General features: G+C 64.4%; 23 protein-coding genes and 2 pseudogenes. 11 read left to right on the top strand and 14 right to left on the bottom strand.

The window, feature by feature from the left end; genetic code table 11:
• The first annotated feature begins 1 nt into the window (after position 1).
• Positions 2-646 (top strand): response regulator transcription factor, encoded by a 645-nt coding sequence (locus IBX18_RS41150; RefSeq protein WP_194838834.1) that lies wholly within the window; start codon positions 2-4, stop codon positions 644-646.
• 46 nt (positions 647-692) lie between these two features.
• Here IBX18_RS41150 and mug read toward each other — a convergent pair whose 3' ends face one another.
• From mug to IBX18_RS41135, 3 genes are all read right to left on the bottom strand, one after another.
• On the bottom strand, positions 693-1,256 hold the full coding sequence (gene mug, locus IBX18_RS41145) for a G/U mismatch-specific DNA glycosylase (protein WP_194838833.1): 564 nt from the start codon (positions 1,254-1,256) through the stop codon (positions 693-695).
• A gap of 118 nt (positions 1,257-1,374) precedes the next feature.
• Positions 1,375-1,944 (bottom strand): hypothetical protein, encoded by a 570-nt coding sequence (locus IBX18_RS41140; protein ID WP_228542583.1) that lies wholly within the window; start codon positions 1,942-1,944, stop codon positions 1,375-1,377.
• 32 nt (positions 1,945-1,976) lie between these two features.
• The gene (locus IBX18_RS41135) at positions 1,977-2,399 is read right to left on the bottom strand and encodes a hypothetical protein (protein WP_194838832.1); all 423 of its coding nucleotides are present in this window, start codon (positions 2,397-2,399) and stop codon (positions 1,977-1,979) included.
• A gap of 94 nt (positions 2,400-2,493) precedes the next feature.
• On the opposite strand from IBX18_RS41135, the gene IBX18_RS41130 reads away from it, so the two are divergent.
• Positions 2,494-3,087 (top strand): TetR-like C-terminal domain-containing protein, encoded by a 594-nt coding sequence (locus IBX18_RS41130; RefSeq protein WP_194838831.1) that lies wholly within the window; start codon positions 2,494-2,496, stop codon positions 3,085-3,087.
• 89 nt (positions 3,088-3,176) lie between these two features.
• Here the strand turns inward: IBX18_RS41130 and IBX18_RS41125 are convergent, their stop codons facing one another.
• Together IBX18_RS41125 and IBX18_RS41120 are read right to left on the bottom strand one after the other, a co-directional pair.
• Entirely contained in the window at positions 3,177-3,953 is a 777-nt protein-coding gene (locus tag IBX18_RS41125; RefSeq protein WP_194838830.1) for an arylamine N-acetyltransferase, read from the bottom strand.
• Between the two features lie 122 nt (positions 3,954-4,075).
• Positions 4,076-4,252 (bottom strand): hypothetical protein, encoded by a 177-nt coding sequence (locus IBX18_RS41120; protein WP_194838829.1) that lies wholly within the window; start codon positions 4,250-4,252, stop codon positions 4,076-4,078.
• A gap of 88 nt (positions 4,253-4,340) precedes the next feature.
• Here IBX18_RS41120 and IBX18_RS41115 point away from each other — a divergent pair, with 88 nt between their 5' ends.
• The gene (locus tag IBX18_RS41115; RefSeq protein WP_194838828.1) at positions 4,341-5,300 is read left to right on the top strand and encodes a carotenoid oxygenase family protein; all 960 of its coding nucleotides are present in this window, start codon (positions 4,341-4,343) and stop codon (positions 5,298-5,300) included.
• Positions 5,301-5,408: 108 nt separating this feature from the next.
• Here the strand turns inward: IBX18_RS41115 and IBX18_RS41110 are convergent, their stop codons facing one another.
• From IBX18_RS41110 to IBX18_RS41100, 3 genes are all read right to left on the bottom strand, one after another.
• The gene (locus IBX18_RS41110; RefSeq protein ID WP_194838827.1) at positions 5,409-5,600 is read right to left on the bottom strand and encodes a transposase; all 192 of its coding nucleotides are present in this window, start codon (positions 5,598-5,600) and stop codon (positions 5,409-5,411) included.
• A gap of 51 nt (positions 5,601-5,651) precedes the next feature.
• Positions 5,652-6,395 (bottom strand): class I SAM-dependent methyltransferase, encoded by a 744-nt coding sequence (locus tag IBX18_RS41105; RefSeq protein WP_194838826.1) that lies wholly within the window; start codon positions 6,393-6,395, stop codon positions 5,652-5,654.
• Between the two features lie 101 nt (positions 6,396-6,496).
• Entirely contained in the window at positions 6,497-8,167 is a 1,671-nt protein-coding gene (locus IBX18_RS41100) for a type IV secretory system conjugative DNA transfer family protein (protein ID WP_194838825.1), read from the bottom strand.
• Positions 8,168-8,516: 349 nt separating this feature from the next.
• Between IBX18_RS41100 and IBX18_RS41095 the strand changes: the two genes are divergently transcribed.
• The 3 genes from IBX18_RS41095 (at position 8,517) to IBX18_RS41085 (ending at position 10,922) form a co-directional block, all read left to right on the top strand.
• Positions 8,517-8,957 (top strand): hypothetical protein, encoded by a 441-nt coding sequence (locus IBX18_RS41095; protein ID WP_194838824.1) that lies wholly within the window; start codon positions 8,517-8,519, stop codon positions 8,955-8,957.
• Positions 8,958-9,259: 302 nt separating this feature from the next.
• On the top strand, positions 9,260-9,940 hold the full coding sequence (locus IBX18_RS41090) for a DUF4232 domain-containing protein (RefSeq protein ID WP_194838823.1): 681 nt from the start codon (positions 9,260-9,262) through the stop codon (positions 9,938-9,940).
• A 103-nt stretch (positions 9,941-10,043) separates the two neighbouring features.
• Complete coding sequence (locus IBX18_RS41085) at positions 10,044-10,922, top strand: PaaX family transcriptional regulator C-terminal domain-containing protein (protein WP_194838822.1); 879 nt, start codon at positions 10,044-10,046, stop codon at positions 10,920-10,922.
• 21 nt (positions 10,923-10,943) lie between these two features.
• Here the strand turns inward: IBX18_RS41085 and IBX18_RS41080 are convergent, their stop codons facing one another.
• The gene (locus tag IBX18_RS41080) at positions 10,944-12,101 is read right to left on the bottom strand and encodes an FAD-binding oxidoreductase (RefSeq protein ID WP_194838821.1); all 1,158 of its coding nucleotides are present in this window, start codon (positions 12,099-12,101) and stop codon (positions 10,944-10,946) included.
• Positions 12,102-12,513: 412 nt separating this feature from the next.
• Here IBX18_RS41080 and IBX18_RS41075 point away from each other — a divergent pair, with 412 nt between their 5' ends.
• Positions 12,514-13,746 carry a saccharopine dehydrogenase family protein gene (locus IBX18_RS41075; protein ID WP_194838820.1) on the top strand — a complete coding sequence of 411 codons (1,233 nt, stop codon included), beginning with the start codon at positions 12,514-12,516 and terminating at the stop codon, positions 13,744-13,746.
• 60 nt (positions 13,747-13,806) lie between these two features.
• Here the strand turns inward: IBX18_RS41075 and IBX18_RS41070 are convergent, their stop codons facing one another.
• Complete coding sequence (locus IBX18_RS41070) at positions 13,807-14,808, bottom strand: S9 family peptidase (RefSeq protein WP_228542582.1); 1,002 nt, start codon at positions 14,806-14,808, stop codon at positions 13,807-13,809.
• A gap of 605 nt (positions 14,809-15,413) precedes the next feature.
• Between IBX18_RS41070 and IBX18_RS42705 the strand changes: the two genes are divergently transcribed.
• Both IBX18_RS42705 and IBX18_RS41060 read left to right on the top strand, forming a co-directional pair.
• Positions 15,414-15,872, top strand: a complete 459-nt coding sequence (locus IBX18_RS42705) for a GNAT family N-acetyltransferase (protein WP_373889277.1) — start codon at positions 15,414-15,416, stop codon at positions 15,870-15,872.
• A gap of 366 nt (positions 15,873-16,238) precedes the next feature.
• A pseudogene (locus IBX18_RS41060) lies at positions 16,239-16,526 on the top strand (haloalkane dehalogenase); the annotation flags it as partial.
• A 91-nt stretch (positions 16,527-16,617) separates the two neighbouring features.
• On the opposite strand, the gene IBX18_RS41055 reads toward IBX18_RS41060, so the two are convergent.
• The 3 genes and pseudogenes from IBX18_RS41055 to IBX18_RS41045 all read right to left on the bottom strand — a co-directional run bounded on the left by IBX18_RS41055 (position 16,618) and on the right by IBX18_RS41045 (position 18,755).
• Positions 16,618-16,860, bottom strand: coding sequence for a hypothetical protein (locus IBX18_RS41055; protein ID WP_194838818.1), 243 nt, complete (start codon positions 16,858-16,860; stop codon positions 16,618-16,620).
• A 257-nt stretch (positions 16,861-17,117) separates the two neighbouring features.
• Complete coding sequence (locus tag IBX18_RS41050; protein WP_194838817.1) at positions 17,118-17,537, bottom strand: hypothetical protein; 420 nt, start codon at positions 17,535-17,537, stop codon at positions 17,118-17,120.
• A gap of 54 nt (positions 17,538-17,591) precedes the next feature.
• Positions 17,592-18,755 (bottom strand): annotated as a pseudogene (locus IBX18_RS41045) (IS3 family transposase).
• A gap of 1,799 nt (positions 18,756-20,554) precedes the next feature.
• On the opposite strand from IBX18_RS41045, the gene IBX18_RS41040 reads away from it, so the two are divergent.
• Entirely contained in the window at positions 20,555-20,746 is a 192-nt protein-coding gene (locus IBX18_RS41040; protein ID WP_194838816.1) for a hypothetical protein, read from the top strand.
• A gap of 8 nt (positions 20,747-20,754) precedes the next feature.
• Here IBX18_RS41040 and IBX18_RS41035 read toward each other — a convergent pair whose 3' ends face one another.
• Entirely contained in the window at positions 20,755-21,837 is a 1,083-nt protein-coding gene (locus IBX18_RS41035; protein ID WP_194838815.1) for a hypothetical protein, read from the bottom strand.
• 567 nt (positions 21,838-22,404) lie between these two features.
• Between IBX18_RS41035 and IBX18_RS41030 the strand changes: the two genes are divergently transcribed.
• On the top strand, positions 22,405-22,542 hold the full coding sequence (locus IBX18_RS41030) for a hypothetical protein (RefSeq protein WP_194838814.1): 138 nt from the start codon (positions 22,405-22,407) through the stop codon (positions 22,540-22,542).
• Positions 22,543-22,550: the final 8 nt, after the last annotated feature.

Below are 22,550 nucleotides of genomic sequence, written 5' to 3'. Positions count from 1 at the left end.
CATGGCCGAACGCCTCCGCCTGATCCTCGCCGACGACCACGTCGTCATGCGCGCCGGAATCGCGGCCCTGCTGGCCGCCGAGCCGTCCATCGATATCGTCGGCGAAGCGGCGGACGGCAGCGAAGCGATCGCACTGGTCGAACGCCTGAAACCCGATGTGGCACTGCTCGACCTACGAATGCCGATCCTGGACGGTGTAGCAGCCACCCGAGAAATCACCACCCGCAGCACAACTCGCGTACTGATCCTCACCACCTACGACACCGACTCCGATATCGAACGCGCCGTCGAAGCCGGAGCCATCGGCTACCTCCTCAAAGACACCACCCGCGACCAACTCGTCGCGGCCATCCACGCCGCATCCCGCGGCCGCACAGTCCTGGCCCCCCTGGTCGCCGAACGCCTGGTGGCCCGCATCCGCCGCCCCGCCCCGATCGCCCTGAGCCCCCGCGAAATCGACGTCCTGCACGCAGTGGCGGATGGCCTCTCCAACCCGGAAATCGGCCAACGCCTCACCATCGCCGAAGCCACCGTAAAAACCCACCTACTACGCATTTTCGCCAAACTCGACGTCAATGACCGCACCCACGCCGTCGTCGTCGCGCTGGACCGCGGCCTATTGTCTCGAACCACCGAGACCCCGTAGCTCATCCGCGAAGGTGACCTCCACGGCTCCGAGGTCACCATGCAGGTCAACCGGTTTCGACCCACTCGCGCAGCGCGCGGAATTCCGAGGCGAGGGCGTCGAGGGTGTAGTGGGCGTTGAGCCCGCTGGGGTTGGGCAGCACCCACACCGCGGTATCACCGATCCGCTCGGGTTGGCGGCCGATCGTGGTGCGCGGACGACCGAAGGCCGTGCGGTAGGCGCCGATACCGAGTACGGCCAGTACCCGGGGTCGATACTGCTCGACCCGATCGACCAGGGCACGCCCACCGGCGCGCAGTTCGTCGGCGGTCAGTTGCTCGGCTTTGGCGGTCGTGCGTGCGGCCACATTCGTGATCCCCAAGCCCAGCGCGAGCAGTTCTCGCTGTTCGTCGGGCCGCAGCAGGCGCGGCGTGAAGCCGGACCGATGCAAGGCAGGCCAGAACCGATTTCCCGGACGAGCAAAGTGCTGTCCGGTGGCCCCCGACCACAGGCCCGGATTGATTCCGCAGAACAGCACACGCAAGTCAGGCCCGATCACATCGGGAACCGTCTTGTCCTGCGCCGCGGCCAGATCCGCGGGCGACGGCCGAGCTGACGAACCAGAACCCATTCCCTCAGTCTGCCGGGTGCGCACCCCGACCACCTGCCGGCCGGGGTGCCGTCGGCCGGAAAGCGCCGTCGCTCTTCGTCGGACGCTGCCGCGATGCCCGCCGGGTGCGGCGTGGCAGTTATCCGGTGATGGCCATGACGATGGCAGCGACGCCGAAGGGGATGTCGAGCACGAAGCAGAATTCGGCCAGGGAACGCGGGGCTACCGCGTTGCGCCGCAAGTGCACGTAGTCCCATGCGGCATGGCCGGCCAGGGCGATACCGGCGATGGCAAGGCCCAAGCGCGGGCTGACCAGCACTGCGGCTACGGCGAGGCCACCGAACCCCACCAGCGCCAGAATCTGCGCGGTGAAGGGACGGACCGGTGCCCGGCGCGACACACCGGCCACGACCAACACGGCCGCGAACGCCGCCAAGCCCTGCCACCAGGCGATACCAGCAACCTCGCTGAGCACCACCACAACCGAGCCCACCGGGATACCGGCCCAGGCGATCCAGGGTCGGCCGAGCGCAGCCGCGGCCAGGTAGCAGCAGGCCGCGACCGTCACCGTGATCGCCACCGCATCGGTCGCCACGCCGGTCACGATCTGGAAGGCCGCGGCTGCCAACCCCAACGCGGCAGGCCAGTAACTCGACACCGGACGCTTGGCATGGGCGATACCGGCGGCCGCGGTCGTAGACGGATTCATGGGTGCCTTCTTCGTTCTCGGATCCGCAGGCGTCATGGCGTCGCGATGTTCTCGACTCGAGCCGGCTGCACAACGGCCCCGCGCCGGTGCGAGTAGTCCGAGCGGCGCAGGAGCATGGCGGCGAGCATCGTGCCGAACATCAGCACGTGTCCGACCATCATCAGGGTGTCGACCGTGATGGCTCCGGCCACGAGCGGCACCAGCAGCACCACGAACGGCGCGACCATCGCCACGGACATCTCGACGATCATCCGTCGGCTGTGCCCGCGTATTGCCATCCAGCCGGCCATGCCGATCGTCATATCGGCTGCCATGACCAGCGTGCTCGCCACCGGTTGGTCGTGCAGGCCGGGCCAGATCAGCATCCATAGCAGAGCAAGAAGGCCCATGCCGATAAACATCGCCAGCACCATCTCGAGGTAGTGGCCGACGAACGTGAAGATCTGTCGTCGCATGATGCCCTCCGAACTGTAACGCGAAAATCCTCGTGTTAGTGACGGTACGCAGGGTCGCACACTAATGCAAGAAATCTCGCGTTATGATCTCGGTATGGAGGACGGTCGAACCATGCAGCGGCCCGGTGGCCGGTCCGCACGCGTGCGCGCCGCAGTCCACGCAGCAGTGCTCGAACTGCTGGAGACGCATCCGTGGGAAGAGCTGAGCGTCCCGTTGGTCGCCACGGCGTCAGGGGTGCACCAGGCGACGATCTACCGGCGCTGGGGAACGATGTCAGCCCTGCTGCATGATGTGGTCGACGAGTGGTCGACCACCACCGCGTCGCTTCCCGACACCGGCGCCCTGCACGATGACCTGCATCGCTACGCCGCCGCGGTCGCGACCTCATTGCGGAACGGAAATGTCCCGCTGATTCTTCGGGCCGTGGTCATGGAAATCCGTCCAGGACAACAGCGTCGACGTTCGCCGGCCTTCGCCGAACGCGAGCGTCAACTGCAGGCGATGCTCGACCGTGCCGAACAGCGTGGTGAGCCGGTCCCCACGCTGGCCGACCTGGTCGAGCTGGTCGTGGCGCCCCTGTACTTCCACGCCTTGTTCACCGAACCGATGACCGACGCCGAAGCGGCCCGTCTCGTCGACCGGCTCCTCGACATAGTTGGCTCCACTGCGTCGGCGACGCACGCGTGAGCGGTATGACCCGCGACAACGGAGCAGGGCGTTTCTGGTTCGATCAGCCGAGGTCCCGGCCTCCGCTGGCAGCGCGATCGCGGAACCAGCTACCGCCGCTTCGCGACCGCAGGTAGGCGGTTCAACGCGATACCGAACAGATCGCGGTAGGCGGCCAACGCCGTCTCGTCGGTCAGGGTCTGTTCGGTGCGTTCGCCGTTCTCAGTGCGAGTGAGGGTGTGGTCGTTGAGGGTGATGCGGCCGGTGGGAGTGGGTCGCGAGCACACCAGTTTGCCGGTGAAGTGCGAATCCGGCGAGGTCTGGTGATACCAGCAGAACGGCTCGAAGTCGATCAGTCGCCGGGGCCGGGCCTCGATCCGGTACTGCCGCGCGTCGTCGCGCAACAGGTCGAGGTCGCCGCTGCCGTCCTCGACCGGGACGACCCGGAATACGCCGGCCGGATCGGGTTGGTCGTCGGTGCTGTCCAGGCGCAGCGGATAGCAGAAGTTTCGGCCGAATCCCACGTCCACCAGCCACGGACGGTCCAGGTCCACGCGCAGCACGAGATGGTCGAACGGCGGCCGGACGTGCCCGCCGTCGTACACACCGCAGGCAAGCATCGTCACCGGGAACCCGAGGGCCGACAGCAGGGTGCCGAACGCTCCGTTCAACTCGTAGCAGAACCCGCCGCGCCGCCGTCGCACGATCTTGTCCACCAACAGCTTCTCGTCGAGCACGATGCGTTCGCCGAGATGAATGCTGAGATTCTCGAACGGCACCGTCTCGAGATGCCGCCGGTGGAGTTCGCGCAGGGCGTCGAGGTCGGGGCGAACCGATGCCTCGACTCCGATCCGCCGCAGGTAGTCGAGTACGAGGTCATGATCCATCCACCGACACTAACGGCCGTCGAGCATGCCCGAGGGGCGAGCGACGATGTTTGTGGCGCGAGACATTGCCGCACAACAGGTTTGGTACCGATGAGGTCGAGGCCGCGCCCGCCGTTGCCGGGTCACGTTCGGGACGAGTGGCGCAGGGGTTTCGGCGAGCCCGAGAGGTCTGGGCTGACGATCACCGCGGCGCCGAGTCGTTTGTTGTGAGCGTCGAACGCCGCGTAGGCGTGGTAGACGACGAGCATCGTCATGCCCACGTTGGGCAGGTTCGCTTTGCAGCGCTGTGACCTGCGCATGTTCCGACCGGCTGACGGACTCGGGAAGAACAAGACTGTTTCTCGGCGAATTGTCGCTGCATCCTGGGCGTGCAGCGGGAGGACAGTCATGACACTGACCGATGGACCTTTGCATTTGGCGGGCAACAACGCCCCGGTGGCGGACGAGGTGACGACGGTACCGGCCGAGGTGATCGGCGCGATCCCGCACGACCTCGACGGTGTGTTCCTGCGCAATGGTCCGAATCCGCGCACGGGAACGTCGCCGCACTATTTCGCCGGGGACGGCATGGTCCACGCGGTGTCACTCGAGCAGGGCAGGGCGGTCTGGTATCGCAACCGATACGTGCGAACTCCGTTGTGGGCGAATCCCGGAAAGTCCCGGTTCGAGCTGGCCTTCGACTCCCACAGCGGCACAATGGATTTCCGAGTCACGACGGCGAACACCCACATCGTGTCCCACGCCGGCCGATTGCTGGCACTCGAGGAGGGCGGCTTCCCCTACGAGATCACTCCCGAGCTCGACACCGTGGGACCGTTCACCTTCTGCAGCACGCTCGACACACCGATGACCGCCCACCCCAAGATCTGCCCGACAACAGGAGAACTGCTGTTCTTCGGAACCAGGCAACGACCACCATTTCTCACCTATTACCGGGCGGCGGCAACGGGAAAGTTGTTGCAAGCACAGCAAATTCCCGTTCCGCGTGCCACCCTGATGCACGACTTCGCGATCACCGCGTCGTCCGTGATCTTCCTCGACCTGCCCGTCGTCTTCGACCTGACCTCCGCTGCCGCCGGACTGCCGTGGCGGTGGGACGACACACACGGCGCCCGATTCGGTGTCATGCCACGCCGGGGCGGCAGCATGCGCTGGTTCGACGTCGAACCCTGCTTCATGTGGCACACCATGAACGCGTTCGACGCGGGAAACACGATCACCGTCATCGGCTGCCGCGTACCGACCCTGTGGCGCGACGGGCCCGCCGATGTCGGCGGCGGACTCCCGAGGTTGCACGATAGTTTGGTCCTCGCATCCATAGTCGCTTCCTCACCACCGAGCGCATAGCAACCAGACATCGACTCAGGACTTCAACCCTGATGGGCCATGCTGACTTTGTCTGTTATTTCTGGGATCTGGCCCACTTCCCGTGACGAAAGATGTTGTGCCGCAGCATCACATGTCTGCGACATCATTGACGCGGCCCTCGACCGGGCCGGAGTTCCAGCGCATGGTCAGGCCGGCGGTGACGGCGTTCAGGTCGGACTCGAGCCCGTTGGCGAAGGAGGCCCGACCGGGCAGGTCGTCGGCCTGGACGATGGCGATCCATCCGAGTAGATGTTGGCCCAGGGGACATGTCGCGAGCACTGGTGCGTCAGTTAGCTGGCAGAGGACGGGCCGGGACTTTTTGGCGGACTGTCAACCTACCGGGACCAGGACCAGGAACAGGAAGGCCAGAAAGCGGGGGTCATCCCTACTCTCAAAGAATTCTGGGAACCGCTCCAGCGCTTCCGGTGCGGGACCAGGCTCATCGAGGTGGGTCACTCGAAATCCGGTGTCGGAGAATGTCTTGAACATCGTCGACAGTGACCGGTCCCAAAACGTCAGGTCGGCGTCTTGTCCTGCCATGTCCGTCACATGCCGGGGCCGCGTGGCGAAGTAGTTCGTCGTGTTGCCTGCCTGGAGGGCGGTGAACCACATGACAAGCGGATGCTCCACAGACAGGATCAGGCGGCCTCCGGGCTTTAGCACCCGTCGTATCTCCGTCAGCGGGGAGTGCCAGTCCTCGAGATAGTGGAGCGTCAGCGAGCACACGACATCGTCGAAGGTGGAGTCGTCGAAGGGCAACGGTTCGGCTAGATCTGCGACGTACAGCTCTGTGGCGCTTCCGACGCGGTCGCGGGCTATGTCGATGAGAGCCTTGCTGCCGTCGATTCCGACGGCCGTAGCTCCGCCCCTGATCAAGTCGACGAGTGTTGGACCGGAGCCACACCCCAAGTCCAGCACGTGCTTACCGGCGACGTCACCGAGCAGATCACGGATCGCAGGCCTGTTGTAGTACTCGTTGAGGAGACTGGTCGCGTTCTCCGCAGCGTAAGCTTCCGCGATCGGATCGTAGGCCGCAGCACGGCCAGAGCCGTCCGGAGGTGTCGAAGTTTCCATACGTCGAAGCTAACAGCCATAAATGCGCGTCACGGGGTGCAACTGCCTCGGTCTGAAACATAGCTCGCCGGCCCTTCGACCTTGTCGATGTCGACCGGCGATCACTTCGGTGACGTCTCAGGCGGCGCTGCGGTGTTGAGCAGACTCATCAGAGTCGGCTTACTCGGCCGATGAACATCGATCGATCGCCTTACGTCATCTGCGTAAGGTCCCGTCCACCATGGTGCGGTCTCGATCAGCACCGGTGGTGCGCCGGATGCGAACAGCACTGCTCGCTCGCGCGGTAATGACCGCAGCTCCGATACCCCGATGCCACAGCCGCCGATTCCGTCCACCCGGTCTCGCAGAAATGGAACATCGTCGACACCGGCGCCGACCACCTTGATGTTGGCGGCCGACCACAACTCGTTCATACCGTCGTGTCCCCAGCGTCGGACGCCTTGGGCCCATGACTGCAGCATTGCCATCACAATGGCACCTCGGGAACCGTGTTGTTCGTACCACTGCGGAAAATCCTTGCGCCGCACCACATTCGCGGCATCATCCAGAACCGCGAGCAAGGGAACGGACCACCATGCCTTCCGCACGGCGACATCCAGCACCGATTCGATCAAAGCACTCACCAAGGGCGCCGACGAACCGGTCCCCGCGGCCGACAACGCATACAGCGTTTCGTTGTGATCGACGAACTCGTGCTCATTGAACTCCCGCTGGTCGTCGCTGATCCGGCCGACCCAGGGGTGGAGGTCGGGGAACCGTAGGCAACGGACCATCTTCTTGGCGGTACCGAAGATGCCGTACCGAGGGCGCCAATCCGCGTTGTATACAGCGGCCAGACCCGCCGCAGCAAAATGATGCCTGTGCTGGCGAAGCAGCTCGACAGGTTCTAGGTCCTGCGAATATGTTACCCATTCCCACACTTGTGAAATCGGACGTCGATCCACCGATGCGGCCAGAAACAGCGTCGCAAGCAACTCTTCGGCCTCGATCTCGAAGTAATCGCCGCCATCGCTGCGGTTGTCCGCCTCAGCGAAATGAGCTGCCAGACGAGCAGCCCGAACGGCGTCGCCGCCGACCCACGCCAGCGGGTCCCAGAACCAGCTCGGCGCCTCGCCCGCCACGTTATGCGGGTCGAACACCCAGATCCGACTCCCTTGTCCCGCACGAACGTCGCGCGTCGCGTCGACGATGTCGCGCTTGGTCGAGGCGGCGACCACAGGCCCGATGGCATCCAGAATCGCCGGGATCGCTCGGCAGGTCGACTTCCCTTGCCGCCGACCCCAAATATCCAGATGGAGGTCTTCGTAGGTGCCGTACAGCCGTTGTCGTCCGGCAACAGACGTGCCGATCAGAACGCCCGGTGCGTCGGTGAATCCGAGACACACACCGAGCTCGTCGGCCTTCCGCCGTGCACTGGCTGCGGTCAACGGCCCAAGCGCCTTACCGGATGCCATGAACCGAGCCTTGCTGTCGATCGCGGGCCGTCCGCGAGAAGCGAGCCGACGGATCAATACCAGTATGAGCCAGCCGATTCCAGCAATCGCGGCCTCTACGATCACCATCGCAGTCGCGCCGCGCGACCAATACAGCTCCCCCCGAAGCAGCCCATCGAGCACAGTGATCGGATTCGCTGGAATACCTTGGCGAACAGTCGATCTCGCGTTCTCAATGTGCAACGCAACGACAACGGCTGCCAGCCCAGCGACAACCCAGAGAAACGCTCGGATACCAAGCGCCACCTCGGAGCCCCGCCCCCACATCGCCTTCGTCATCCCCCACCCTTCTCCAACTCCGCCCTGAACACCAGAGTGTCCCAGCAGAGCTCACCCATCGCCAGCCCTTACACGGTCCGCATGGGTCAGCCGCCGCAGATACCGGAATGGAACGCACACCGCAGGTCTCGCTGGTGCGCCGTCCCAACCGGGTGCCCGTGCGGGCAACAGATCCTTTTCGGTGCCGACCAATGGCCCAGTTGGATTCCCCCTCCAAGCAATCGCGATCCGCGAGTTCTACTACCAGAGCCCTGTCCGTGACGGCGACAAGTTTTATGGTCGAGTCGACACCGGGCAACGACCTAGCATGGTGGCGGGAATCGCGATGAGCCTCGTAGGGAGATCAGCCATGGAGCGCACCGACCTCGTCGATCATGCCGATGGTTTCTTTTTCCTGACCGACGATCTCCTCGATGACCAGCTGCGGACCATCTCCCAGAAGACGGGGCCGAGGTTGCGGCCAGGCGCCGGGGCGCTGCAACTCCACACGGCAACTGAAGACGGGATGGCGCGTGTGACCGTCGCCGTCAGCGACACAGCGTTGCCTGCGCCCCCCGACGACCTCGAGCTGATCGATGAGTGCACCTACACCACCGCCCTTGGAGCGCAACGGCTCCGGCACAGCTGGCTCGAGGAGACGCAGGGCCAGCTGCGCGACCCCATCACCCCGCCAGGGCCTGCGCGTGTACACGTGCGAATGTACGAGGTCCCCGGTCCACACGAGCCCCTGGTTTCGGGCATCGAGGTCACCGAACACATACTGCTGCACATCTGGAACCAGATCCTCTGACAGCGCTGCCGGAATTGGCATACGACTCCGACTGCGGGTTCAGCGAGCGAATGCATGAGGTGCGCTGATTCGGGCACTTCTGACGGCCCCCACTTCCTGGGGCAGGAATTGCACCGCTCAGCGTTAACACTTTGCCCGAAGGTGTCCGGAGCAGGCAGTATCGGACAGAGCTACGGCGAATTGCATTGACTTGCAGCCGATTACCCAGATCCTCGCCGATCACATCAGGTAACGGGAACTGGCACACCTCGATGTGCAGCTTGTAAACCGAACGGTCGCAGTATCGAACTCGAGGGAATCTCATGCGGATCAAGCCACTGATCGTCGCCGGCTTCGCGGCGGGCGTCGTCATCACTGCCAGCGGTTGCAACCTGAACTCGACACCCGGGCCGCCGCCCACCCGAACCCCGCTGCCGTCAGCACAACCTGGGCAGCCGACCCAACCCGGGCGCACGAGTGAGCCCAGCGGCAGTGTCCCCGAGGCCACCGCCGCGCCCGCACCCGCGCCCGCGCCCGCACCCGCGACCAGAACCGCCGTCGCAGACCCGACGGCTCCGGCCGACACCGCACCCCCGAAGTGCGTGACCGCCCAGCTGCGCCTGGACAAGGGAGTCGGCGGCCCGGTGGGCGGGACCTGGTTCCTGAGGTTCATCAACTCCAGCTCACGAACCTGTGTCCTGCAAGGATTCCCGGGTATCTCGCAAACCAACAGCCCCACCGGTGAGCCGGTAGGCGAGCCCGCCGTTCGGGATCAGGGCCCGCAAGCACCCAAGCCAGCTCCGGTCACGCTCGCACCGGACGGTGCGGCGCAATTCGAGTTCATCTCCTATCCCAAGCAGATCAACGAATGCGCGGCCTTGCGCACCAACACCCTGCGCGTCTACCCGCCCGACAACACCGAATCGCTGTGGCTGCCGTGGGACAACCTGATCTGCCCGAGCCCACAGCGCATGCTCGTCGTCCGGGCGATCACGCCGATGTAGACGCAGCTCCGGACAGGTCTACCGTATAGTAGACGATCGAGACGTAACCGAACGTACGAGATACGATAGCTGTAGCTCGTCGGCGTGTAGAGCAGGGGCGAATGTGGGCGAGGGCCAGTACCATGACACCGACATCTCCACCCGCACGCTGGTGGAGAGTCTGGTTCGTGAGGACGCGACAATCGCCGCCGGCGAACTCTACGATGTCGCCAACGCACTCAGCATGAGCGATCAACAGGTCCGGCTCTGCATCAAGCGGCTCGTGGCGGAGGGCAGGTTCGTTCAGGAGGGTCGCGGCCGCAAGGCTGTGCTGCGCGCGACGGAGCTGACCCGTAACAGTCTCGAACCGGATCTCGACTTCGTGCGCTACATGTATGCCCAGGATCGCGGCGAGGTTTCTTGGGACGGGCGCTGGCACCTGGTGGCGTTCGGCGTTCCCGAATCCGCGCGGCATGCCCGCGATTCCATGCGCGATACCATCCTGCGGCTCGGCGGCGCGCCGATTCAGGGTGGCCTCTATGTTTCGGCGAATCCGTGGGAAGATCGAATCCGTTCCGCCGCAACAACTCTGGGCGTTTCCGATCACATCACCACTCTGACAAGCACCGATCTGGCCACCGGCCGGCATACCGTCCCCCGCGATATCGCCGAGCAGTTATGGCCGCTCGGCCGCATCGCCGACGGTCACCGGCGGCTACTGGAGTCCGCCGAGCAATATTTGCAGGAGCTACGGGAATCCTCACCCGTTCGGCATCTGACGATCGCTGTCGCGTTGGCCGCGGAGTTCACCCACGCTATGGAGCCGGATCCGCTGCTGCCTCCTCAGCTGCTTCCTCAGCCGTGGGTCGGTACGGCCGCGCGCGCGGCGGTGGCGGCCTGCTGGGCGGAACTTCTCAAATCCGAACCCGCGCAACCTGTTCGATTGTTCCGCTGGTATTCGAAGGTCACCGGAGGGGTCACCGATTCCGCTCACGCGTCGTAGTTCGGGACCGTTCAGCGAAGATCAGATCGAAGCGAGCTCGGCGGTGCCGATGATGTGGTGCAGCACCCGGCGAGCAGCGGCAGGTGCCAGCGTGACTCCAGAATGCATACAGGCGACCAGCACCTGAGGAGCGGTGCGCAGGGTGCCCAGATAGGGCCGTCCGGCAATGGGCATCGCCCGGAAGCCGACGCGAAAGTCCATCAGCTCCAGGAAATTTCGCAGGCCGAAATCGCGGCGGATGGCGTCGAGGGCCCGGTGTACCCGCAGCACCGGTCGATACGGATCTTCCGTCGCCGTGTAGCTCTCCGCACCGAGATACGTTCCCCGATGCCAGGGCCGGATCTCGTAGTCCGGACCGGACAGGACTCGCCGCGACAGCTGCGCACTGGTTCGGAAGGTGTATCGGATCACCGGTGCGGACTCGACCGCGAGCACGGTTCCCACCTGCGCGGCCAGCCGTGGGACACCAAGCCCGTTCGCCAACACCACATATCGCGCAGGGAAGACGCCGGCATCGGAGAAGACCTGTGCCCGACCGTCGATCCCGACAGCGATTTCGGAGACGGCGGCCTCCACTACCCGGGCACCGAGGTCCCGGGCAGCGGCCAGCAGGGTTCGTCGCATTCGTCCCGGCGCAACAGCACCTTCGTGCGGTGCGTACGCCGCGATGTCCGGTCGGCTACCCAAGGTGGGTTCCAGACGTGCGAAGCCTTCGGCATCGACGGCCTGGATCGGGAATCCCAGCCCCTGTTGTGTTCGCACGAACGATTCGGTGTCTTCCGGCGTTCGGAACCAGGTGAGTGACCCTGCCCAGGAGACCGATAGCGCGCCTTCGAGATCCGCGTCCAGCGCGCGGAAGTCAGCGATGGCGTCGTGGTGCAGTTCGGAGCCGCCGCCGGTGTGCGTAGTACCGATCCACCCGAACGCGCTATCGGTCACTCCCGCACCGTGCACCTCGAGATCGATACACGTTACGCGAATGCTGTTGCGCGCCAAAGCATAAGCGATGGCGGCTCCCAGCACGCCCGCTCCTATGACAATGACGCCGGTCGCCGCCTGTTCGAGGTCTCGCGTGTGGGGTCTGCGCTGCCGGACGTCGTCGATCCCGCAGCGGTGATCGATGCCCGGGTGCCACGTCGGCGTCGATGGGGTGGCGATTCCAGCTGGGCGCACTGCCATATCTCACGCTCCGTTCCGTCTCTCGTTAAAACTATCGTAGCTGATACGCTCGTATTGAATACGAACGAAAGAATGGTGATGAACTCTCTGAACCGCAGGGCAACGCTCCTGCTCATGGCCGCAGCGATAACAACTGGAACGGTCCTGGCGTCCCCGGCTGCGGCCGCGGAGCACCGCCCACGCATCGCGCCGGCGAGCAGTCCCGCGCACGATCACCGCACCGAGTCCCCGAGGTCGGACCACTACCCGAGCACCGGGGATCAGCGGTGTGGAGGCAGGTTCCAACGCCCGCTCTCGCGGGTCCCGCGCCCAGACGGCGATGGAACGGCGCTCTGCCGGCCGCGAGCGAAGTGGTGCGCGGCACCGTGCGCGTGAAAAAACAACCCCCGGTCTTGGAAGTCAGGAGCATCCGATGAAAGTTCTCGCGTTGGGTGGGCCCGGTGCCATGGGCACCGTGGCCGTGCAAACCGCGGTGAATATCCCAGGCGTGACGGAAATCGTTGTCGCAGACAGGGATCTGGCCGCAGCCGAAGGTTTGGCACGTCGCTTGGTCGACGCACCCATGGCCGTCCGGGCGATCCAGGTGGACGTCACCGACGATGTTCAGTTGCGCGCAGCGCTCGCATCGGCCGACGTAGTGCTCAACACCGTAGGGCCCTACTACCGCTTCGGGCTGGCGGTATTACAAGCAGCGATCGACACCCGGACGCACTACCTCGATATCTGCGACGACTGGGAACCCACGCTGCAGATGCTCGAACTCGACGCGGCGGCGCGGGCCCGGGACGTGTGCGCGATCATCGGCATGGGCGCCAGCCCTGGCATCAGCAATTTGCTGGCGGCAATCGCCGCCGCGGAACTCGACTCGGTTCGCGATGCCTACACCGCGTGGCCGGTCGACGTCGACGGCGCGGGCGATGCGACCCGAGACGACGCGCAACTGCTCGGGCCCGACGGTCGCCCCTCTGCCGCATCGGTGCATTGGATGCAGCAGAGCAGCGGCACGATCAAAGGTGTGACCGCCGGTCGGCTCAGCGAGCAACGCCCCCTTCGCCCGGTCACGCTGGAGCTTCCCGGTGGACGACGTGGCACCGCGTACTCCATCGGCCATCCGGAGCCGATCACCTTGCAACGCACCCTGAAACCCAGCGGCGATGCGATCAATCTGATGGTGATGAGTACGTGGGCGATGGCCTACCTCGATACCCTGCGTCGCGATATCGACCGGGGCAAACTCACCAACGAAGCCGCGGCAGCCGCCTTCGCCGACCCGAACCTGCTGCGGATCCTCCGGTCGGCGCCGACAGCGCTGCGCGCCAAGGGGCCCGGCACGCTGCCGCCGTTCTTCGCAGCCGTGTCCGGCACCAAGCAAGGGCGCCCGCACATGGTCCTGGCACACCTCAACCTGACCGGCCCCCCGGAGGACCCGGCCCACACCTTGCTCGCCGATATGGCGCGGGTAACCGGAATCCCGTTGGCGATCGGCATGGCGCAGGTCATCGACGGCTCAGCCCGTCGGCCGGGCGTGCACCCGCCCGAAGCCGTCATCGACCCCGGGCGGTTCTTCGAGGTTCTCGATGTCGTGTTGGGTCGTCAGGCAGGAAGCGTCCCTGTTTATCTGGTCGAGCAGGAATCAATCGGATAGTCGAGAGGAGCCGGTCCAGATGTCGGACCGGCTCCTCTCGATTCGGTGGAGTGACACTGTTCAGCGGACCACTTGGTTCTCGGCATACTCACGCAAGGAATCCAGGTAGCCGGGCGCGTACAGCGTTCGTGGCGCGAACAGCGCCACCACCGCCGCCCGCCAGTCCTGGTCATTGTCGAAGCCGGCCTTGACGATGTTGTGCGAGGCGTTCGGATAGCGCTGCACCGTGAGTTGTTGCGGCGGAAGGATTTCGCGGTAGACACGTTCGGTCTCGTCGACGTCGACATTGAGATCGTCATCGCCCAATACCAGCAACACCGGCACCTTCACTTGCGGCAGAACCGTGGTCACATCGGAGCGATAGTTCCGCTGAACGAAGTTCCAGCGGTCTTCCGACATCGGGTCCGAGTCATGTTGGGCGGCACGATATTTCTCATAGGTGGCGTTCTCGCGTAGCGCCTGCGAACCGGCGTTGCGGCGATCGAGAGCAGCGGCGATATCGGCCTGAGAAGCGCCTCGATGCCGCAGCTCGGCGAGCAGGTTGTACTCCCCTTGTCGCAACCAATTCACCGCCGCGCCAACAAGAACCACGAACTGTAGATCGGGCAGATTCGCCGCCACCTCGGGCACGACCCACCCGCCCTGACTGATCCCCCACATACCGATCCGACGCGGATCGATATCATCGCGCTGGCGCGCCCACGCAATCGCCGCCTCGGCCTCGGCCGCGCGATCGTGCATGCTCTGATCGAGCCAGTTCCCCGGCGCCCCCTCGATTCCCGGCTTGTTCCAGGACAGCGACGCGTACCCGGCCTTGGCGAGCGACTCCCAAATCGGTTCGTAGAACGAGTCACGGGTGGCATTGGCAGGCCCGTCCCCATGCACGAACACAACCAGACCGAAAGGCCCTTTCCCGTGCTCGGGCAGCGCCAACGTCGCTTTCAACGGCTGGGTCGACCCGGGAATCGTCAATTCCTCCTGCCGGATGGCGAAGTCGTTCGCGTAGATCACCCACCCGCCCGCACCCACCACCAACGCCACCACGCAGCCGACCGCGATCAACGTACGACGTAACCACCGCCGGGGCCTGCCCGTAGCGCCCCGGGCCGATGATCCTTCGGGGGAAGACAATGCATCACCTGACCTATCCATATAGCTAACGTATCAGAAACGATCGTTCGCCATACATACGCATTGCCCTTCTTCTTCCATGGGTGGCGCAGCATCCTCGATAGAGCGCCAGGTAGGCGGAAGCTCGCTTCGCCGCAGGTCCGAAGGTGCAGACGAAGCATGCTCGGCAGGGGCGGCTCGCTGGTTCACAGTCGGCAGCGAGAGCATCGCCACAGCTAACTATCGTTCTATGTACGTTCGTTCTATATACGATCGAATCGTGTCAGTTTCCCAGAGCACTCAGTTGTCTCCGAGCTCCCGATCCGCAGCAGGCGCATGTACTCCGCAGCGCCCGCCGGCCGAGGGAGGTCAAAAGATCAGCCTGCGCCGTATCACCGCGCGCACCGTCGCCGACATATGCGACCTGAGTGAAACCCTCACAACCGAACAGCGGGCGATGGTCGCCGACAACGCGGTCTCGATCGCCGACGCGCATTTCTCCGGAAAGCGCCTGGTTCCGCGCTATCTACGTCGGCGAAGACCCGGCCGGATTCATCATGCTGCACAACGGCTACGACTACGACTACGGTCTCGAATGCCATGGCGTGTTCCTCTGGCGCCTGATGGTGGCAGGGCCATACCAGGGGCTAGGGGTCGGCCGCAGAGCGATCGAAATGATCGTCGAGAGTCTCAAAGCCCGTGGTATCAGCGAACTCTACGCCGGCTGTGGGCAAGGACCGTCCAGTCCTGGCCCGTTCTACGAGAAGCTCGGCTTCGTGCCCAGCGGTGTCTTCTATGGTGATGACGACGAAATCGGCATCTGCTTCGCTGGTAGTCCGCTATCAGTAATACCGATGACCCGATCCCCGTGCCACCCGCCATGGACGGTGTCGACCACCGGCCGGCCGAGCCAGAGCTCTGCAAACGTTGCACCGCGGGCCGAAAGTTCTACGACAATTTCAGGCCGTCGTCGCCTTCATCGAACTGAGGCAGTCACCATGGACAGAGCACGATAGTGGCTCCCATATCGCGCTGGTCTTTACAGCGGTGGCATCGTGCCGGTGGGGCAGGCACGAGGCGACGCAGCCCCCGATCGGTCTGTTCCTGGGGCGAGACATGGCGCGCGTTCGCGAACGTCCGCAGCTGCCGATTGCCGACCATCGAGCAGTTGCGCTGTGGAACTCGCCGGAACCGCGGCTTGTTCAACGGTCTTCTCGGTGGGGTCTACCGCGCCCCGGTGGACCACATGTAGCCTCGCGCCAGAGGGAGGGGCCTGATGATGATCGACTTTGTTCCCGACGGGGATCTGTACCCATTCGAGTCGCGCTGGTTCGACTCGTCCGCCGGCCGGGTTCACTACATCGATGAGGGCACCGGACCGGCCGACTGCGGAAGCCCGGCGCGGACTCGCCATGATGCCCAAAGAAATTCGTGCCGCGCGCCCGCTGCTGGACCAACTCGCCCAAGACGTGCCCGCCCTGCTCGGCGACAAGCGAACCCTGCTGGTGTGGGGCATGCGGGACATGGTGTTCCGTCCGAACCACTGCATCCCGCGGATGAAGGCCGCCTTCACCGATCTCGACATCGTCGAGCTGCCACACGCCCGGCACTTCATTCAGGAACACGCATCGGACGCGATCACAGCAGCGATAGCAAAGCGATTCCCGTAACCCGCTGGGTAGCACAGACATCCCGCTATGCCGATGAGCGCATCCCCTACGGCTGCTGGCCGCACCGCCGCCAGACCGTAATTTCGAAAAACTATGCCTGGCTCGCACCGCGGCAGCGGTAACCACCGTTACGCCGATCAGCCTTGACGGCCAATACCAGTGCAGCACAGAGACTGCCGAACACTACGGCTCCCGCCAGCAAGATTCCCACGCCGACAATGACGGTAGCGAGCACAGGAGGGCCGAAGCCGAAGTACACAGCGAACGGACTCGACAGCATTGCGCCGATGAAGCCCCCGATCAAGGCCGCGACGAGGACAGGTCGGTCTTTCATGAATCCGACTCTAGTCCTCGAGCGGTCATTCACTCCGTCCAGGACACCAGCATCACAGACATCCGCTCAAACCGCGTCTCCGCGCGATCGGCGTAACGAGATCGACTGCGGCGCAGAACCTCCCGTCATGCCGAGTTCAGCGCACGCGTCGGGGTTGCTGGAATTCTTGTCACGCTCTCACTGGTCAGTCAGATACTCAAACCTCGGCCGTGACTGGCCTCGCGTGCGCTGAACGCGTTCGGGGATCGCGACATGGGTCAGCGATCGACTCTGCCGGTGAGGCCTCCGGTCCGCGTGCCACCATGATCGGCGGAGATTACCGCGCAAAGGGTGGTGGTGCCGCTTGGGATCATCCAGAAGTCCAGATGACTGTTCTTCGAAAGGATTGCGCTCAGCTGCTGTTTGCAAGAGCCCGGAGCGTCAAGCCCTCCGGACGGACGCGGAGCGAGGGTGGAACTGTCTCCGCTGAGGATCACTTCGCCGTAATGCGGACCGGAACACGGCTTCAGGTGCACTGCTTCGTCGAATCGGGTGCTGTAGTCCCAGCAGTCGCCGACCTGAAGGTACGTATGATCCTTGGACCCGCCATCGTAGAAGTGCAGCACGACCGCGCCGACCGCGCCGAGGCCGAGTGCGGCGCCGAAGGTGACGGCAGCAGTACGAATACGCATGGTCAAGAACTCCAGTTACCTTATGCACGGGACTGATGCAGGATCCGGTGACAGTTTCGGTCACGCGGCCTGACTGGCCGGTACGGTCATGATGACCTCGTATTCGACGGGGGTCAAACGGCCGAGCCCGGCCTGTCGCCGCCGCCGGTGATAGGTGCGTTCGATCCAGGTGACGATCGCGAGGCGCAATTCCTCACGCGTGGACCAGGGTCGGCGATCGAGGACATTCTTCTGCAGCAACGCGAAGAAGCTCTCCATCGCGGCGTTATCGCCAGCCGCACCGACCCGGCCCATGGATCCGGCCATGCCGTGACGAGTCAAGGCGCGCACGAACTTACGGCTCCGAAATTGCGACCCACGGTCGCTGTGCAGGACGCAACCGGCCACGTCGCCGCGGCGGGCGACCGCGTTGTTGAGCGCGTGGACGGCCAATACCGATTTCATCCGGGAATCGATGGAATAGCCGACGATCCGATTGGAGAACACGTTCTTGACCGCGCAGAGATAGAGCTTGCCTTCACCGGTCCAATGTTCGGTAATGTCGGTGAGCCACAAACGATTCGGGGCATCAGCGGTGAAATTGCGGAGCACTAGATCGTCGTGGACCGGCGGCCCGGCCCGGCCCTTTCCACCGCGCTTCTTGCCGAACACGCTCCACCAGCCTCGGGCCGAACAGATCCGCCACGCGGTCCGGTCTGCCATCGGCTCACCCGCGGCGCGGGCCTCGTCGGCCAGGAACCGATAGCCGGAACTCCGGATCGTCTCGATGAGCGTCGAACAGCGCGTTCGCGCGATAGGCCTGCTCGAGCTCGGCCGGTGTGACAGGTTCGGCGAGCCACCGGTAGAACGGTTGGCGGGCCAGCCCCAACACCCGGCACGTCACCGCGACGGGAATCCCGTCTTCGGCCAGCTCACGAACGAGCGGGTAGGTCATTTTCCCGGCAGACTCGCCTGCGCGAAATAGGCGGCGGCCCGTTTGAGGACCTCGTTCTCCTGCTCCAGCAACCGGATTCGGCGTTTCGCCGCACGCAACTCCGCCGACTCGCTCGAGGTCTTGCCTGGCTTCGTGCCTTCGTCGACGTCGGTTTGGCGCATCCATTTCGACAGCGTCATCGGGTGGACCCCGAAATCGGCGGCGATCTGCTCCAGCGTCACCCCGGCATCACGGTCGCGAGCAACCCGGACGACATCGTCACGGAACTCACGAGGGTAGGGCTTGGGCACAGCGACATCCTTCCAGCCCGCCCGAAGGCAAGCCATCTCGGTTGTCACCTATCCCTGCATCAGTCCCGTTCGCCACCAGGGGTTACGGCGTTGCTCGTAAACGGCCGTTCGATCAGCCAAAACTCGCCGTCCTCCGCCCAGTACGAATTCCGCCCTCGCGCAACCAACTTTCTGAGCGGGGTCGTAGGAACGTTACGTTGTCTCATTAGTTGCGCGAACTGCCGCACGCTGTTGGCGAGGCGTATCTATGCGTTTTCTGCTTCAAACCGTCGCAGGCCTTCAACTTGGCGAGCACGTCGTAATGCGTCGTCGAATCCACTCACACCGGGGATGATCCTCCGAAGTGCCCCAGGGGCGCAGCAAACCCTCGGGCCGGTAAAGCCCTGTTGCGTCAGAGAACCCGCGAGGAGGTCGCGAACAGCCACGCCGACGGCCACCGCCTTGCCTCCGGGGCTAAATTCAGCAAAGACATCTTCGAACAAACCAGGCAGCGCCTCACGTCGCGAAGCCCACGCTCGAACCGCACCGCGCCACACCCCCAACACCCCTACGCCTTCAAGGGCCTGCTGCTCCACCAAACATGTGGGCGCCGGATGCAAGGCAACTGGTGCCACGACCGCGCCCACTACCGCTGTCGATTCCCATCCGAATACGCCCTACCGCCGGACGCTTGTCGGATCGTTCCAGTCTCAAGCATCTGGGATGGACGCAAGGACTCCGCGTGACAATCAACGTCGACGAGGGGATCGCCGTCCTGACCCATGCTGCAACTGGCTTACACCCGGTCGGAGATCGCGATTACCTACGCCTTCCTGCACAAATAGGGCGCTGCGCCATGATCGACATTGGAGACCAGGGTGTTGCTGGCAGCGAGCAAGAAACTCCGAACGCTAGCGATCTATTCACCAGCGGCAACACGAAATGCGTTGTGGTTATTCGACTCTCGACTCTCGACTCTGGATCCGATCATGACCACAGGCGAGGTCGAAGCTGTGCGCCTCCTGCTCGAGCGACTCGGGTTATGCCCTCGGGACCTCCTCGAAAGCTGGCCAGCACAGTCCTGCCCCAACCTTTCACGAGTACATTCGACAACTTCGAACCGCCTTCCCTCCAGGCACATTGCGCACATACAGCCCCTACTGACGGCGCATCGCCGAGGCGTGGGGATCCCGACCCATCACCGAGCAGACAAAGCAAGAAGCCGTTGTCCGGCGAAACTATCGCGGTGGACGCTCGGCCGCGGAACACATGATCGGTGCGCTTCGGGCCCTCTACCGACAAGCGCAATCCGACGGCCATATCGCTGAAGCGGAGAACCCTGCGATCCACATCGTCAAACCCCGACGATTGCCCAGCAGCATTGCCGCGGACGTATCGGCCAGCTGGGCTGCCGCCGCTCCGAATCGTTCCCACAACGCGGCTTCCCGCGCACGCTCGGTGTCGCCAGTGTGTCGGTCAAGCTCGCGCGCCATCTGTTCGTTGTGATGTTCTTCGGCCTGCTCACGGTGTCGACGCCATTGAGGTAGGTAAGAATTCCTGCGATGAGTACGCCGGTTCCGCCAAGCAGAGTGGCCCACGGCTGCGAAAGGTGCGAAAGGCCGGTGTCGACCCCCGACAGCGCGGCCGCGCCGAACCCAGCAGCGCCGGCCGCGCCCAACATCAGACCCAGCGAGCGCCGTCGCAACTCGACCGGCCGACCGCGGGCGGGCTTCTCCCCTCCAGACACGAACGCGACGGTACCGTCTCCGGCTCCGCCTGGCTGGGCCTTCGCGATTCGGCCGCCGGTATCCGCTCATCCGGTGAGTGAGAACCCCTTTCGTGGCGTACCGGTCGGGGGGATCGCGATGGAAGCCGACCGGCTCTGCCAGATTCGCGTGCGTGCTTCGCCGCCTGATTTTGTGCGGCTGAGCATCGTTGCGGCGCAGTCGCGTTCGTACTGCCACCGGACGATGACCGCCGGGCCCTGCGCGGAAATCACTGCCACCGGGTGAGGATGGATCTATTTCCCGGCGGCGCTCACCGCGATCGGTGCCAGGCGCTCAACTTCGGCGCAGGAATCGAACAGTCCAGCTGCGCCGAGCACGTGGTTGTTGGTCACGTCGGGCTTGGAGCCCTTCTTGACGAAATCGAGTTCGATCTTGATGAGGTGGGCATTGCCCGCTTTCGGCCCAGAGGGCGCCTTGTAGGTGAGATAGGCCGTGCACCCGCCATCGGGAACGCCCGCGATTCCATAGTTGGAGGGCAGCGTGTAACGCATCGTTACGGCAGGCAGTCCCGCCAGTGTCAGGTGGCGCCCGTCCGGTTCGGGCCCGGGATCTTGCTCGTCGTCGCGTTTGTGCTGCATCCATACCTGCACATCGAGGCTGGCCGAAGGATCGCTGAGCACGCTGACACAGCTGTAGGGGTCATACCAGCGAACCGTGCCCGCACGCCATTTCCCGGGCAATGTCTGGGCGATCTGGTCGAGTGGGGCGCACGGGTCTTTACCGAAAAGGACCGGAACGGTGGCATTCGGCGGTACGGGGTTAAGTCGTTCGAGGGTGGGCATCATCGCCGTGAGCATGGCTTTTGCGGCGTCGCACGATGCCGTCGGTGCCGCGGCGGATGTTTGCCCGGCCGGGGTGATCAGGCGGCCTTGCAGCTTGTGGCCGACCTTGTCGACGGTGGTACCGATCCGGGCCAGGCAGGTATCCAACGTGTCACCATCGGCGTTGGTGACGCGTTCGGGCTCGGCGACTTCGACGGTACCGCTGCTGATCTGGTGATCGATCGTGTCGCCGGGAGTGACGCGGAAGCGGGCTAGGACAGTGCCCTCATCATTGCCGACCAGCAGGGTGCACGAGGACATCGTGTCGAGAATGATCCGCCTGGCGGCTGTCTTGGCGCCGTACCGCTTTGCCACACTCATGTCGAAGGTCGAGCAGGGATCGACTCCCCGGATCTTGGACATCAGTTCCGACGTCGTCACAGCGGCCGGGGTCCCTGGTCCCGTCGGCGACGAAATCGGCAGGGGTGTGGCAGTGCCAGTCGTCGTGTGCGAGCAACTCGTCACGCCGACCAGGGCAGCGGCGGTGAGCACCATCCCGACGACTCGTAGAGGCCACCGGTTTCTGGTGCACCGCGACTTCGGACGCATATCTTTCCCCTCCCGGCTAGAACCTCATCAAACTACCGGTTCTCGATCGCCGCGCTGGTCAACATACCAATCAGGCGTGTCCCTGGATGTTGGACACCTGATGTCCCGCGTCCACTGGCCCGGGCTGATCGTGGAGCGGCACACCCCTAGGTCCTCGGCGATCGTTGTGACTTGCCGACGCCGCGAGGCATCCAGGAAGATCTGGGTCAACGCCTCGATAGTTTGTCTAAACCTGCCCGAATCGCGTGCAGCCCATGCCAGCGTCGTGTCTTTGGGGGTTCCGGTAGTAGTCGCGCGTACGGCCGCCGTGCGTGCGTCTGCGCCACCGAGGGGCGAGGGCGCACTAACGCGACTGCGTGTCGGTGCCTGGTGACAGCATGGATACATGGCGATGTCAGACGAGGTCCGTGACACGATCCGCGCTCGGCAGCAGCAGGATGAGGCGGCGCAAGCCCGCGCGCGCAAGCGAAGACGAGCGAGGATCGTCGACTGCGGCAATGCTCGGCGGACACCGTGCGCGCCATCGATGCGACAGCACCGCAATTGGCGGGCGAGGTAATGGGCTCGGCGCATTCGGTCGGCAAGGATCGCTTGAACCTGAGCTCGTTGTTCGGCGAGTTTGCGGCCGGCGACAAGTGCTTCGACGTGTAGGGTTCGAG

The sequence above is a fragment of the Nocardia sp. XZ_19_369 genome, from assembly GCF_015355715.1.
Taxonomy (GTDB): Bacteria; Actinomycetota; Actinomycetes; order Mycobacteriales; family Mycobacteriaceae; genus Nocardia.
This window is presented reverse-complemented; position numbering and strand designations above follow the sequence as displayed.

Excerpts from the sequence above, each read along its gene's own strand:
- IBX18_RS41150 (WP_194838834.1), top strand. The coding sequence starts at position 2 with ATGGCCGAACGCCTCCGCCTGATCCTCGCCGACGACCACGTCGTCATG.
- mug (WP_194838833.1), bottom strand. The coding sequence starts at position 1,256 with ATGGGTTCTGGTTCGTCAGCTCGGCCGTCGCCCGCGGATCTGGCCGCG.
- IBX18_RS41140 (WP_228542583.1), bottom strand. The coding sequence starts at position 1,944 with ATGAATCCGTCTACGACCGCGGCCGCCGGTATCGCCCATGCCAAGCGT.
- IBX18_RS41135 (WP_194838832.1), bottom strand. The coding sequence starts at position 2,399 with ATGCGACGACAGATCTTCACGTTCGTCGGCCACTACCTCGAGATGGTG.
- IBX18_RS41130 (WP_194838831.1), top strand. The coding sequence starts at position 2,494 with ATGGAGGACGGTCGAACCATGCAGCGGCCCGGTGGCCGGTCCGCACGC.
- IBX18_RS41125 (WP_194838830.1), bottom strand. The coding sequence starts at position 3,953 with ATGGATCATGACCTCGTACTCGACTACCTGCGGCGGATCGGAGTCGAG.
- IBX18_RS41120 (WP_194838829.1), bottom strand. The coding sequence starts at position 4,252 with ATGCGCAGGTCACAGCGCTGCAAAGCGAACCTGCCCAACGTGGGCATG.
- IBX18_RS41115 (WP_194838828.1), top strand. The coding sequence starts at position 4,341 with ATGACACTGACCGATGGACCTTTGCATTTGGCGGGCAACAACGCCCCG.
- IBX18_RS41105 (WP_194838826.1), bottom strand. The coding sequence starts at position 6,395 with ATGGAAACTTCGACACCTCCGGACGGCTCTGGCCGTGCTGCGGCCTAC.
- IBX18_RS41100 (WP_194838825.1), bottom strand. The coding sequence starts at position 8,167 with ATGACGAAGGCGATGTGGGGGCGGGGCTCCGAGGTGGCGCTTGGTATC.
- IBX18_RS41095 (WP_194838824.1), top strand. The coding sequence starts at position 8,517 with ATGGAGCGCACCGACCTCGTCGATCATGCCGATGGTTTCTTTTTCCTG.
- IBX18_RS41090 (WP_194838823.1), top strand. The coding sequence starts at position 9,260 with ATGCGGATCAAGCCACTGATCGTCGCCGGCTTCGCGGCGGGCGTCGTC.
- IBX18_RS41080 (WP_194838821.1), bottom strand. The coding sequence starts at position 12,101 with ATGGCAGTGCGCCCAGCTGGAATCGCCACCCCATCGACGCCGACGTGG.
- IBX18_RS41075 (WP_194838820.1), top strand. The coding sequence starts at position 12,514 with ATGAAAGTTCTCGCGTTGGGTGGGCCCGGTGCCATGGGCACCGTGGCC.
- IBX18_RS42705 (WP_373889277.1), top strand. The coding sequence starts at position 15,414 with ATGCTGCACAACGGCTACGACTACGACTACGGTCTCGAATGCCATGGC.
- IBX18_RS41055 (WP_194838818.1), bottom strand. The coding sequence starts at position 16,860 with ATGAAAGACCGACCTGTCCTCGTCGCGGCCTTGATCGGGGGCTTCATC.
- IBX18_RS41035 (WP_194838815.1), bottom strand. The coding sequence starts at position 21,837 with ATGGTGCTCACCGCCGCTGCCCTGGTCGGCGTGACGAGTTGCTCGCAC.